Here is a 13002-nt window from a genome sequence, read left to right on the forward strand (position 1 = left end):
CTTATTCCTGTCGCAGCGCCTCTAGAACGCCGGTTGCGCCAAGCCGTGTAAGGCAGGCGGCAGCCGATTCGCCAGCGCTTCTGTTGTCTTCGATGGACCGGGCGAGCCTCTCTATAGCGAAATCGATCCGACCGCCAGCGATCCGTTCGTCCGGGCGATCCCCTGCCAATCCGTTGAGGATGAGGTCGTAACCCTCCGCCGTGCCCGATAGGGTCAGCGCCGGCCGGGCATGGGCGCAGCCCTTGGCGCAGCCGGAGAGATGCAGTGTCAGCGAACCGTCGAAGAGGGTGGGTGCCGCGGCAAGGATGCGGCGCGCCAGCGTTCTTGTCTCGTAGAAGGCAGAGCCGCAGGCGCCGGCGCCGGCGCAGGCGACTAAATGCTCGCTGCTCTCGCCGGCCTGCGCGCTGAAACCATACTTGCTTGCTGCGATCTGCATAGCCGGCACTGTATCTGCGGGCAGCCCGATGAGGAAGAAACCGCGGCCGGGTGCAAGCCGGATGGCGGTTGCGCCACGGGCGCTGGCGAGATCGATGAGGGCGGTCAGATCGGCTGCCCACATCTGTCCGAATTCCGGCCTGATGCCGAGTACGGTTTTGCCGTCTGCAAGCCGATGCAGGCCGGAAAGCGGCTTACTTACCGCGCGTGACGGAACGGCGCGAAGGCTATCCATAGTGGGAAAACGCGCCCGCAGAAGCGCCGGATCGATATCTCGCGCCCGGCTGCCCTGCCTGAGTGCTTCGAGCAGGCTCAGAATTTCGCCGACGGCCGCTATCGCCGCCTCTGTGGGAGCGATCGCAACCGGTTTTGCGGTCTCACCGTCACCATTGATCGCGACCAGCCAATCCGTCGGGGATAACGCGGCGAGGCGGATATCGGCGGAAAGCGCCGACAGCCCGAATGCTCCACCGCCGTCGATGACGATCGACAGTTTCGGCGCGAGCCGCGGCGAGGCGATGAGATCGTGAAGCGCGCTGCGCATTGCCATTTCCATGGCGGCCGGATTGATCGTCTCTTCCGGATCGATGCCGTGCAACGGCGAGATCTCGATCGCCGGCCCGGCCGGCACGGTGATCCCGGCGACATCGATATTGGCAGCGAACTTTTCCACGCTCTCGGCCCGCAGCCCGCGGATCTGCAGATTGCCGCGCGCGGTAATCTCCAGAATGCCGTTTCCGTGCACTGCGGCCGAGCGGGCAAGTGCGGCGAGTTGCGGCAGCGTTACGGCGCCGCCAGCCGGCCGCAGCCGGACCAGCAGGCCGTCGCCGGTCGGCATGGGTGCTGCCAGTGTGGGGCAGGCGCCGCGCGCGCGTATCTTCGCCGCCGGGCGCCCGTGCAAAGCCGCCTCGCCTATCCTGTCGATCGCCGTTGCAGCCTCAATGCTCATTCTCGATCCTCTGACCGTGTCTTACATGATCGCAGCCGGTGCGGCAAAACACGATGGAAACGGTTCCGGCCGGCTATTCCTCGAAATCCCGTCCCTTGCGCAGCAGATAGATATCCATGATCCAGCCATGCCGTTGCCTGGCCTCGGCTCTCAGCGCCAGAATATCGGCGGCGATATCGCCGAGCCGTCCGGATCTGACGATCTCATCCCCGGTGCCGAGATAGGCGCCCCAGAAGATCTCGGCATCGGGATCGTCGATTTTCGCAAAGGCCTGTTCTCCGTCGAGCATGACGATCGTGCTGTCGGTCGTCAGTCCCTCTCGCGCCAGCCTGCGCCCGGTGGTGATCTCGACAGGTTTGCCGACGAGGTTGACCGGGATCTTGTGACTGGCGGCGAGCGCCTGGATGCTGGTGATGCCGGGAACGACGCTGTAGTCGAAATCCAGTGTTGCTTCCTGCCGCACGCGTTCGATGATGCGGATCGTGCTGTCGTAGAGGCTGGGATCACCCCAGACCAGAAAGGCGCCGCTGCCATCATCCGGCAGGCCGGCGATCAGCTCTTCATAGATGCGGGCGATCTCGCCATGCCAGGCGTCGACGCTTTGCGGATAGGTCCTCTCCGCGGTCTGCCTTTGTGGCACCGCGAATTCTAAAATCCTGACGCCGGGCCGTGTGAGGTATCGTTCGCAGATGTCTCGCCGGATTTCGGCGAGCTCTTCCTTGCCGGTCCCCTTGACCGGCAGAAAGACCACATCGGCGGCGTTCATCGCGTTAATCGCCTGTATGGTGACGTGCTCCGGATTGCCTGTGCCGATGCCGATGATATGGATATGCTTCAAGCCGATACTCCCGCGATTCCAGGCGGTCTTGCCGAAAAAGTCGGTTCGCCGCAAGGGCTGGGCGGAGAGTTGGCCGCGGCCAACCGAGCCTGTGGACAGCGCCCGAGCCCTATTCTTGCTGCAAATCCCGAATCGTGTCACTTTCGATACGCTTTTTGACGCTATGTTGACAGAAAAGCGCATCGAAAAGGATTGGGTGTTTTGGACAACATTAGCGTATCGACGACAGATGTGCGGATCGAGCGGCATGCGACTCAGCTTTCGCGGCAATTGAAGCTGCTGCGCGAAAAGCTGTTTCCGCCGCTGTCCCAGAAGACGCTGCGGACATTTTCGTCCGGCGAAGCGGCTCATATGATCGGCGTTTCCGACGGCTATCTTCGCCAGCTCTCGCTCGATGGCAAGGGGCCGCAGCCAGAGCTTTCCCAGAATGGTCGACGTTCCTATACGCTCGGTCAGATCAATGAATTGCGCCATTATATGGCAAAGCTGAAGCCGAAGGATGCGCTTTCCTATCTTCCATGGCGGCGCCCCGGCGAGAAGCTGCAGACGGTTGCCGTCACCAATTTCAAGGGCGGTTCGGCCAAGACGACGACGACACTTTATCTGGCGCAATATCTGGCGCTGGAGGGGTATCGAGTGCTCGCCATCGACCTCGACCCGCAAGCCTCGCTCTCCTCGATGCTCGGCGTCCAGCCGGAATTCGATCTTGCCGACGGCGATACACTCTATGGCGCCATTCGCTACGATGCCGGCCGCAAGCCGCTGAAGGACATTGTTCGAAAGACCTATTTCGACGGGCTCGATCTGGTGCCGGGCAATCTCGAACTGATGGAGTTCGAGCACGAGACGCCGCGGGCGCTGAATGATCGCCAGAAGCCGGCTGAGCTGTTCTTCCGCCGCGTCGGTATTGCGATCGCCGAGGTCGAGGCCGATTACGACGTCGTGGTGATCGATTGCCCACCGCAGCTCGGTTACCTCACGCTCGGCGCCGTCTGTGCCGCCACATCTCTGCTGATCACTATCCATCCGCAGATGGTCGATGTTGCCTCGATGTCGCAGTTCCTGCTGATGACTTCGGATCTGCTCTCGGTCGTGCGCAAGGCCGGTGGCGATCTGCAGCACGACTTCATCAAATATGTCGTCACCCGTCACGAACCCTTCGATGCGCCGCAGTCGCAGATCGTCGCGCTATTGCGCAGCCTGTTCAGCGACGACGTATTGACGGCGACCATTCTTAAATCGACGGCGATCGCCGATGCCGGCCTGACCAAGCAGACGCTCTATGAGATCGAGAAGGGGCAGGTGCGCCGCTCGACCTATGATCGGGCGCTGGAGTCGGTCACTGCCGCCAACAGCGAGGTTCTCGCCGGCATTCACAAAGCCTGGGGCCGCACATGAGCAGACGTGATCGCCTGAAAGGTCTTTTCGACGATACGGCGCAGGAGTTGGCCGCGGCCAACTACGAGGAGACGTCTTCGCGTGGATCGGCCGGCCCGGTCCGGACGATGGCGCTGACCCTCGGGCGCATGGAGGAAGAGAGCAGGGCGATGCAGGAGGCCTTGCTCTCCGGTGAACGCATCGTCGAACTCGATCCGGATCTGATCGATTCCTCCTTCGTCCGCGACCGCCTTGCCGACCAGCCGATCGATATCGAGGACGAACTGGTGCAGTCGATTGCCGAAAATGGCCAGGAAGTGCCGATCCTCGTGCGCCGTCATCCTGCGGATGAAGACCGCTATCAGATCGCCTACGGCCATCGCCGCCTGCAGGCCGTCAAGCTGCTCGGCCGCAAGGTGCAGGCGATCGTCCGCAAGCTCGACGATACCGACGTCGTCATCGCGCAGGGCATTGAAAATTCGGCGCGCCGCAATCTTTCCTATATTGAGCGGGCGGTCTTTGCCCTCAATCTCGAACTCAAGGGCTTCGAACGTCCCGTGATCATGAAGGCGCTGTCGACTGACAAGACGGAGCTGTCGAAGCTGCTTTCCGTCGCCAGGGCTATCCCGGCCGAGATCGTCAGGTCGGTCGGGGCTGCGCCCGGCATCGGGCGACGCAAGTGGATGGCGCTTGCCCAGGACTGGAACGGGATGACGGCGGCGCGGCTTGCCAAGCTCGTCGGCTCCGAAGGTTTCATGGCTGAGGAGAGCGACCGCCGCTTCGAGCTTTTGGTTGCCGAGCTCGCCAGGAAAGAGGCCAAGCCCGAACCCACGGAATATGACTGGAAGCCGAAGAGCGGCGGCAAGATTGCCGGCCGAATCAAGAGCGCCGGTAATTCCTTCACGATCGCGTTGAAAACCGGCGATGCGCCGGATTTCGGCGCTTACATTTCACGTCGTCTCGATGAGCTTTACGAAGCCTATCGGGCCGGCAAGTTGCAAGCAGGAGAGTAGGCCGCAAAAGAAAAAAGCCTCCGAACGTTGCCGCCGCGGAAGCCTTTCTCATATCTGGACAATCTGAGAATCGCACTTCCTCGAATCACTGTCAAGCGTCTTCGGCATCCTTTCGGGTGGTAGGTTTCTTTTGCCTTGAAAAAGGTGAGGGACATGGAGCCTCAATATGTGTCGACGCCCTTTGGGCGGCGATCGATGACGCTTGGCATGCTGGCAAGCCAAGAAAATGCCAGCAAGGTCGATCCGGACGCATCGGTCGACAAGTGGAAGATCTTTCGTTCGCTCTGCGAAGCAAAGGAGCTGGTCGGCGTATCCGATCGTGCGCTCGCGGTTCTCAACGCGCTGTTGACCTTCTACCCGAAGAACGAGATTGCCGAGGCCAACGGCTTCGTCGTCTTCCCCTCGAACGAGCAATTGTCACTGCGCACGCACGGCATGGCCGGCACGACGCTACGGCGGAACCTAGCGATGCTGGTGGAGGCTGGCCTGATCATCCGCAGGGATAGCCCGAACGGCAAACGTTTTGCCCGCCGTAACGGCGAGGGCGGGCTTGGAGAGGCCTTCGGCTTTAGCCTGGCGCCCCTGGTTGTCCGTGCCCGCGAGATCGAGGCGCAGGCGGCTGAGGTGCTCGCCGGCAAGCTGGAATGGAAGCGCCTGCGGGAGCGATTGACGCTGTGCCGGCGCGACATCGCCAAGCTCATCGAAATCGCACTGGAAGAGGAAATTGCCGGCGAATGGATCGAGATGCAGAAGCATTTCAATCTGCTTTCGGCAAGCCTGCCGCGCCGCCCGTCGACCGCCGAGATGGAAAATCTGCTTGCCGATCTCGAAGCTTTCCGCGAATTGATCGTCAAGACGCTGGAACTGAAGACGAAAACAGAAAAAACAGACGCCAATGACATCCAAAACGGTCGGCACATACATAATTCAAACCCACACCCTTTATCTGAACTTGAACCAAGCTTCGAAACGAAGCAGGGCGCAAAGCCGGAGGACGAACCACGGCCGTGGCGGGAGCCGCCGAAATCCTTCCCGCTTGCCATGGTGCTGCAGGCGTGCCCGGAGGTCGTGGCTTACGGACCGGGCGGCAGGATTGACAACTGGCGGGATTTGATGGCCGCGGCCGTCATCGTCCGTTCGACGCTGGGCGTCAGCCCGAGCGCCTATCAGGTGGCCTGCGAGGTCATGGGGCCGGAAAACGCCGCCACGGTGATCGCCTGCATTCTGGAAAGGGGCGGACATATCAACTCGGCCGGCGGCTACCTGCGCGATCTGACACGGCGGGCGGAGCGTGGCGAGTTCTCGCTCGGCCCGATGCTGATGGCGTTGATGCGGGCCAATGGTCCGATAGCGAAAACCGGGTGAACGGACGAGAAAAAGCTTCGCGCCAGTTGCGGCGGCTAGAACGAGGTGCAGCCGGGCAAGCAGCCAGCTTGCCTGCTTCCTTCCCCAGCACTTTGTTGAAATATGCCGTTAACCATGTCATAGATGACGGAAGAAAACATGCGTTTTGCTTCCATTTGTGAGAAACCGTAAAGCTTAACAATGCGCTACGATATTGACGGTGTCATGCTTCAGGCCCTGCTTCCCTCGCTTGCCGCGGCGGAGGATGCGGCGGCGCGGCTGGACGAGCGAGTGTTGCGCTCGCCGGTCGGTGAGGGATTTGCCGAACGCAGTCATTTCTTCGATGCCGCCGGCGCGCTGTGGGTGGCCGGCGAACTGGTGCATGTCGAGGATCTGGTCTTGCACGATGCGCACATGGATAGCCGCGCCCCCAGCCACGAGCTAACGATCGCCCATTCGGTGCTGCGGGCCCGCCGGCGCATCTGGACCGGCGAACCCTCCTGGGCGCTTGGAGCGCCGGGGCTCGCTACGCTGACAGCAACACTCGGGGAAGGGGAGGGGGATGCGGGGGAGCCGAAGCGTCCTGAGGCTCCGGTCGAGACCGACGAGGAGGGCGAGGATGAGGACGGGCCGCTCGCCGCCGAAATGGCCGAGATCGACGCCATTCTCGCGCGCTCGCAGAAGCTCATCGATATCCACACGGGAAAGGCGCCGGCAAGCGAACAGGTCGCAGTCCCGGCGGCACGGCGAAACGAAGATCCTCTCGGTCTGCTCGGGGATGACGAATGGGACGAGGAGCAGCGGCTGGCGGAGTGGCGCAGTGTGCTGCCGCTAGCCGACAGCCTGCCGCCAGTTCTCGGCGCCGTCATCCTTTTCGAAGCCTGGGAAAGGATCGAGCCGCTGCGGCGCCAGCAGTGGCTCGGCGGTCTTCTGGTCGCCGGCCATCTGCGTGCCCGCGGCAAGGTCGCCTCGCATCTCTTTTCTTTCTACGGAGGGCTGAAGTTGGTGCGCCACGAGCGTCGCCGGGCTCGCGACCGGGCGACGCGGCTGCAAGCCTTCCTGGAAGCAATGCATCTGGGGGCTACGGCCGGATTGAAGGAACTCGACCGGTTGACGCTGGCGCGCACGCAGATGGAGCTGCGCTTTCGCGGCCGCCGTTCGAACAGCAGCCTGCCCGAACTCGCCGATTTCATTCTGTCGCGGCCGATGGTCTCGGCGGCGATGATCGCCCGCCATCTGCGCATCACGCCGCGGGGCGCGCTGAACCTCGTCAACGAGATCGGCATTCGTGAAATCACCGGCCGCGGCCGTTATCGCGCCTGGGGCATCATCTGAAATAAAAACGGCCGGGCGTCGACCCGGCCGTCTGGTTGGCTCTTGTTTTATACGAGCCTAAGAGTGAACACCCGATCTGCCGTCCTGTCACAGATTGCAGACCGGGCGCTCTTGCGCTTCCTTTGCCCCCGGAAGCGCGGTCCTATTCCCGCTCGCCCGTGAAGTTGAGCAGAAGCTGGAAGATGTTGACGAAATTCAGGTAGAGCGAGAGTGCGCCGAAGACGGCGAGCTTCTGGTTCGATTCCTGATCGTAGTTTTCCGAATATTGTTCCTTGATGTTCTGCGTGTCGTAGGCGGTAAGGCCGACGAACACGACGATACCGATCACCGAGATGGCGAACTGCAGCGCCGACGAACCCAGGAAGATGTTGACGACGCTGGCGATGATGACGCCGATGAGACCCATCATCAGGAACGAGCCCATGCGCGAGAGGTCACGTTTCGTCACATAGCCGTAAAGGCTGGTGGCGCCGAACATCGTCGCGGTAATGAAGAAGGTCCGCGCTATGCTCATCCCGGTGAAGACCAGGAAGACGGAGGCGAGCGACAGGCCCATCACGGCGCAGAAGGCCCAGAAGGTGATCTGCGCGGTGCTGGCCGACATCGTCTGGATACGGAACGAGAAGAAGAAGACGAAGGCGAGCGGCGCCAGCATCACCACCCACTTCAGCGGCGAGCCGAAGATCGGGACGTAGAGGGCTGGCGTCGAGCCGACGACGAAGGCGACGAGGCCCGTTATGACTAGGCCGAGAGCCATATAATTGTAGACGCGCAGCATGTGCTGGCGCAGGCCTTCGTCGAAGACGGCCTGGGAGCCGGCGACGGCGCCATAGCGGGAATTGATCGGGTTCATGCTGATCTCCTCGGTTTGAACTAATAGAGCGAGCGGGCGAGCCGTTCGGCCGCCTGATCGAGATTGAGACCGCTATCGGCGGCGATGAGCGCATAGGCAACCTCGCCGATCTGCCAATAGGCGGCTTCTGCTTTCTCAAGTGTGAGATGGCTGACCGGCTTCACCTCGAAGGCGCCCGGGCGGACGGCGAAGAGCGACAGCCGCTTACCATCCGACTGCACGATCGCCATCTCGACGCTGGGACCGAATTCGGACGGGAAGATCTGCACGTCGGCAACCTTCCAATCCCCAGGCAGTTCCGGCATCACGATCGCGGTGGCGGCGCGAATATCGTCGGCGCCTAAAATGCTTGGCCGTTGCGCAGGCATCGACTGGCGCAGCGCCGCGGTCTGATAGGCGCGGACGGCATCCTCGACATAGGCGGGGGCCGGCACGGAAGCCGACACTTCGGTCGCCGAGAAAGCGCCGAAGGAATTGTGCGCCACCCAGCCGGCGGTCACCAGAATACCGACAGCGGCAATGCGCTGCATGGAATGGAAAATCCGGCCATAGGAAAGGCCCCGTTCCAGCCGGCGGGCAGCATCGCGGGTCTCGGGGCGGCCGAAGGCGCTTTCGCCGGCAAGCGCCAGGCGCAGCTCGCCTTTGACGCTCAGGTCGGCCATGACCTTTGCGGCAATCGCCGGGTGGTCGGAAAGATAGGATTCCACCTGGATGCGGCGGGCGACATCGAGCTCGCCATCGACATAGGCGTCGAGATCGGCATCGAGGATCGGATCAATTGCTTTCATTGCCGTCTCCTCCGATTAATCTCAGATGCGACTTGCGCGGCCTCTTCTCCTCGAATTCGCGCAGTTGCGCGCGGGCACGCGAGATGCGCGACATCAGCGTCCCGATAGGAATGCCGAGCGAATTGGCGGCTTCCTGGTAGGAAAGGTCTTCGATCGCAACGAGATGCAGCGCTTCGCGCTGTTCCTCCGGCAGGTCGAAAAAGGCGTCGCGCACCTGTTGCAGCCGTACCGCATGCTCCTGGCCGGCCGGCAGCGACTGTTCGGCCTCGACAGCCGCCTCGTCATGGCGGCGCGTCAGCGACCGGTTCTGGCGCAGACGGTCGATATGAGCATTGTGCAGGATGGAGAGCAGCCAAGTGCGCAGATTGCCGCCGCTGCGGAAGCTTTTTTTCTTCTCGAGGGCGCGCACCAGCGCATCGTGCACCAGATCCTCCGCCTCGTCCGAATTACGCACCAGCGAGCGAGCGTAGCGCCTAAGCGCTGCAAGCTGGCCGATGACGTCGAAGGGGCGGTGTTTGCGTTCCATGATTGAGTATACGCAAGCGCGGTGGATTTTATTCCAACCGACGCAAAAATATGTACGAGCCGAAGATCGCTGCCTGAAAAATGATCAAAATATGCTTCTCCAGCGGACGTGCACCTTAAATCGGCGATTGTTTATGACAATTACATGACAGATCATGACGCCGCTGATTTGTAGGGGAAAATCAAGAATGAAGGAAAAGAAGCGGCTCTACGAAGCTCTCGTAGACGGCGCCATGGAAGGGCTGACGGATCAGGCGCTCTATGATTTCGTCAAGGCGCGTTGTCCAAACGCCACCAGCAAGAAGATCGTCCGGGCCTCGCTTCTCGCGCTCACCGATCCTCATCTCAGGGACCGCAATATTCTTGACGTAATCTACGCGCTGGCGATCAAGCATCGGCTGGATGACGGCGTGCTGGATGATGGCGAGGACGAGGAGCCCGACGCGCGGGCTTGCGCCTCTCTGGCGGCCAACCAGAACATGCCGCAGCTTACCTGAAGCGCGCCGTCTGCGTCTTCCGAAATGCTCAGGCACTGTGCGAAAGCTCTTCGAGGATCGGACAGTCCGGCCTGTCATTGCCGTGACAGGCATGCACGAGATGTTCGAGTGTGCGCCGCAGTTCGGAGAGCTCGCGGATCTTGCGGTCGATCTCGGAAAGCTTGCTCTCGGCGATATCCTTGACGTCGGCGCTCGCCCGGCTTTTGTCCTCGTAGAGCGCCAGCAATTGCCGGCATTCCTCGACGGAAAAGCCAAGGCCACGCGAGCGCTGCAGGAAGCGCAGCTTATGAACGTCGGTCGCGGCATAATCGCGGTAGCCGTTTCCGCCTCTTTCGGGGCGGATGAGGCCGATATCCTCGTAATAGCGGATGGTCTTGGAAGGCAGGCCGGAACGTTCCGATGCTTCGCCGATATTCATCGCCGTCTCCTACAGTTTTGCAAAACGCAGTCTCAGCGCATTCGATATCACCGAGACCGACGAGAGGCTCATCGCCGCCGCCGCGATCATCGGCGACAGCAACAGCCCGAAGACGGGATAGAGCACGCCGGCTGCGACCGGAACTCCGAGCGCATTATAGCCGAAGGCGAAGCCGAGATTCTGACGAATGTTGCGCATCGTTGCCTCTGCCAGCCGCCGCGCCCTGACGATGCCGGTGAGATCGCCCTTCACCAGGGTGATGCCGGCGCTTTCCATCGCAACGTCGGCGCCGGTGCCCATGGCGATGCCGACATCGGCGGCGGCGAGCGCCGGCGCGTCGTTGACGCCGTCTCCAGCCATGGCGATGACGGCACCCTTGGCACGCAATTCGTCGATCAGCGCGCTTTTGCCCTCCGGCAGCATGTCGGCGCGGACCTCATCGATGCCGAGGCTCTTTGCCACCGCATCCGCTGTGCGCTTGTTGTCGCCCGTCGCCATGATGATCTTCAGGCCGCTGTCGTGCAGCGCCTTGATCGCGGCTGATGTCGTTGGCTTGATCCGGTCGGCAACGGCGACGAGGCCGGCAAGCGCGCCGTCGACCACCACGAACATCACCGTCTTGCCGTCGCCGCGCAGGGCTTCGGTCTTTTCGGTCAGCGCTGCCGGATCGACGCCGAGATCCCCGAGCATTGCCGCATTCCCAAGCGTCACCGCCGTGCCGCCGGCAAGACCTTGAACGCCCTTGCCTGTCTTTGCGTCGAAACCGGTGACCTCGACGAAGGTAACGCCGCGCTCCTCGGCGCCTGAGACGATCGCTTCGGCGAGCGGATGTTCGGAACCGCGCTCCAGACTTGCCGCCAGCGACAGCAACCGGTCTTCAGCGACCCCGCTGACTGCGACGATGTCGGTAAGCTTCGGCTTGCCCTCGGTCAGCGTGCCCGTCTTGTCGACGATCAGCGTATCGACCTTGGAGAAACGCTCAAGCGCTTCGGCGTCCTTGATCAGCACGCCTTCGTGAGCGCCGCGCCCCGTCGCGATCATGATCGACATCGGCGTCGCCAGCCCGAGCGCGCAGGGGCAGGCGATGATCAGAACGGCGACGGCGGCAAGCAGCGCATTGGCCAGACTTGGCTCCGGGCCGACCGCGGCCCAGACGATGAAGGCAAGGATGGCCGCGACGACGACAGCCGGCACGAAGACCGCCGACACCCGGTCGACCGCACCCTGGATCGGCGCCCGCGAGCGCTGCGCCTTGGCGACCATATCGACGATGCGCGACAGCACGGTGTCGGCGCCGACCTTCTCGGCCGACATCACGAGGCTGCCGTTCTTGTTGATCGTGCCGCCGGTCAGTCCGTCGCCTTTCGACTTCTCGACGGGCAGGGGCTCGCCTGTAATCATCGATTCATCGACGGTCGACTGGCCCTCGAGGACGGAGCCATCCACCGGCACACGTTCGCCCGGGCGCACGCGCAGCCGGTCGCCGGTCTGGATCTCGTCCACTTCAACGTCACTCTCGCTGCCATCGGCACCAATGCGGCGCGCCGTCTTCGGCGTGAGGTCGAGCAGAGCGCGGATCGCCGAACCGGTACGCTCGCGTGCCTTCAATTCCAGCACCTGGCCGACAAAAACCAGGGCGACGATGACGGCGGCCGCCTCGAAATAGACGGGAACGGCCGCGCCGTGGCCGCGAAAACTCATTGGGAAAATGCCGGGCGCAAGCGTGGCGACGAGGCTGTAGACGTAGGCGGTGCCAACGCCGAGACCGATCAGCGTCCACATGTTGGGGCTGCGGTTGATGACGGACGATGAGGCGCGGCGGAAGAAGGGCAGCGCCGCCCAAAGCACCACCGGGCTCGCCAGCAGCAGTTCGATATAGGTCGCCAGCGGCTCACCGATCGTTTCCCGCAGCGGCAGGCCAAGCATCGGCCCCATGCCCAGCGCCAGCAGAGGCACGGCAAGGATGGCGCTGACCCAAAGCCGTCTGTTGAAATCGACGAGCTCCGGGTTGGGACCTTCGTCGGCGGGAGGAATGCCCATCGGCTCGAGCGCCATGCCGCATTTCGGGCAGTCGCCGGGGCCATCACTGACCACCTCCGGATGCATTGGGCAGGTATAGAGCGTGCCCTTCGGCGCCGGCTTTGCTACCGGGCGCTTGCCGTCGCGATAGGCGGAGGGATCGGCTTCGAACTTCGTCTGGCAGGCGGCCGAGCAGAAGTAGAATTTCTCGCCCTCGACTTTCAGGAAATGTTTCGCGGTAGAACGATCGACGGTCATGCCGCAGACCGGATCCTTTGCGGTCAGGTAATCCTGCGGCTGAGCCGCAAACTTCGTCCGGCAGCCCTCCGAGCAGAAATGGTAGAGGCGGCCGGCGTGATCGAGCGAGAATTTGCCGACTTCCGGATCAACGGTCATGCCGCAGACCGGATCACGGGTCATGACGCCGGCAGTCTTTTCCCTGCCATGGCTGCTGCAGCTGTGGTCGTCGCTGTGGCCGTGATGATGATCGTGGTCATGTTTGATACTCATGGCTATCTCCTATGCCCCAGGGGGCAGTTGGAGAGGCTTATCCACCTTCCAGCAACTGGAAGGTCAAGTGCTATTTTTTGACAAGACGGTTTTTTCGAAGG

Annotated in this window: 12 protein-coding genes; 5 read left to right on the plus strand and 7 right to left on the minus strand. The window is 62.4% G+C overall.

Annotation, left to right across the window (positions count from 1 at the left end; all coding sequences use genetic code 11):
• Nucleotide 1: 1 nt before the first annotated feature.
• Together cobG and cobF are read right to left on the minus strand one after the other, a co-directional pair.
• Nucleotides 2-1384 carry a precorrin-3B synthase gene (gene cobG / locus FFM81_RS30445; protein ID WP_138385833.1) on the minus strand — a complete coding sequence of 461 codons (1383 nt, stop codon included), beginning with the start codon at nucleotides 1382-1384 and terminating at the stop codon, nucleotides 2-4.
• A gap of 73 nt (nucleotides 1385-1457) precedes the next feature.
• Nucleotides 1458-2222: a precorrin-6A synthase (deacetylating) gene (cobF, locus tag FFM81_RS30450; RefSeq protein WP_138385832.1), complete on the minus strand. Its 765-nt coding sequence runs from the start codon at nucleotides 2220-2222 to the stop codon at nucleotides 1458-1460.
• A gap of 201 nt (nucleotides 2223-2423) precedes the next feature.
• On the opposite strand from cobF, the gene repA reads away from it, so the two are divergent.
• From repA to FFM81_RS30470, 4 genes are all read left to right on the plus strand, one after another.
• Complete coding sequence (gene repA, locus FFM81_RS30455; protein WP_025418739.1) at nucleotides 2424-3620, plus strand: plasmid partitioning protein RepA; 1197 nt, start codon at nucleotides 2424-2426, stop codon at nucleotides 3618-3620.
• Entirely contained in the window at nucleotides 3617-4612 is a 996-nt protein-coding gene (gene repB, locus FFM81_RS30460) for a plasmid partitioning protein RepB (protein ID WP_025418738.1), read from the plus strand. The genes repA and repB overlap by 4 nt, the downstream gene beginning before the upstream one ends.
• A 153-nt stretch (nucleotides 4613-4765) precedes the next feature.
• Nucleotides 4766-5977: a plasmid replication protein RepC gene (gene repC / locus FFM81_RS30465; protein WP_025418737.1), complete on the plus strand. Its 1212-nt coding sequence runs from the start codon at nucleotides 4766-4768 to the stop codon at nucleotides 5975-5977.
• A gap of 180 nt (nucleotides 5978-6157) precedes the next feature.
• Nucleotides 6158-7291, plus strand: coding sequence for an RHE_PE00001 family protein (locus tag FFM81_RS30470; RefSeq protein WP_025418736.1), 1134 nt, complete (start codon nucleotides 6158-6160; stop codon nucleotides 7289-7291).
• Nucleotides 7292-7433: 142 nt separating this feature from the next.
• Here the strand turns inward: FFM81_RS30470 and FFM81_RS30475 are convergent, their stop codons facing one another.
• From FFM81_RS30475 to FFM81_RS30485, 3 genes are read right to left on the minus strand one after another with little or no spacing between them, the layout of a single operon-like run.
• Entirely contained in the window at nucleotides 7434-8144 is a 711-nt protein-coding gene (locus FFM81_RS30475) for a Bax inhibitor-1/YccA family protein (protein ID WP_138385831.1), read from the minus strand.
• Nucleotides 8145-8164: 20 nt separating this feature from the next.
• On the minus strand, nucleotides 8165-8932 hold the full coding sequence (locus FFM81_RS30480; RefSeq protein WP_025418735.1) for an anti-sigma factor family protein: 768 nt from the start codon (nucleotides 8930-8932) through the stop codon (nucleotides 8165-8167).
• Nucleotides 8919-9458, minus strand: coding sequence for a sigma-70 family RNA polymerase sigma factor (locus FFM81_RS30485; RefSeq protein ID WP_138385830.1), 540 nt, complete (start codon nucleotides 9456-9458; stop codon nucleotides 8919-8921). The genes FFM81_RS30480 and FFM81_RS30485 overlap by 14 nt, the downstream gene beginning before the upstream one ends.
• A gap of 187 nt (nucleotides 9459-9645) precedes the next feature.
• On the opposite strand from FFM81_RS30485, the gene FFM81_RS30490 reads away from it, so the two are divergent.
• Nucleotides 9646-9954 (plus strand): hypothetical protein, encoded by a 309-nt coding sequence (locus FFM81_RS30490; RefSeq protein ID WP_138385829.1) that lies wholly within the window; start codon nucleotides 9646-9648, stop codon nucleotides 9952-9954.
• A 28-nt stretch (nucleotides 9955-9982) separates the two neighbouring features.
• On the opposite strand, the gene cueR is transcribed toward FFM81_RS30490, so the two are convergent.
• A complete protein-coding gene (cueR, locus tag FFM81_RS30495; RefSeq protein ID WP_003563555.1) occupies nucleotides 9983-10372 on the minus strand; it encodes a Cu(I)-responsive transcriptional regulator in 390 nt (129 codons plus the stop codon).
• Between the two features lie 9 nt (nucleotides 10373-10381).
• On the minus strand, nucleotides 10382-12901 hold the full coding sequence (locus FFM81_RS30500; protein ID WP_138385828.1) for a heavy metal translocating P-type ATPase: 2520 nt from the start codon (nucleotides 12899-12901) through the stop codon (nucleotides 10382-10384).
• Between the last annotated feature and the right edge of the window lie 101 nt (nucleotides 12902-13002).

The sequence above is a fragment of the Rhizobium hidalgonense genome (assembly GCF_005862185.2).
GTDB classification, from domain to species: domain Bacteria; phylum Pseudomonadota; class Alphaproteobacteria; order Rhizobiales; family Rhizobiaceae; genus Rhizobium; species Rhizobium hidalgonense.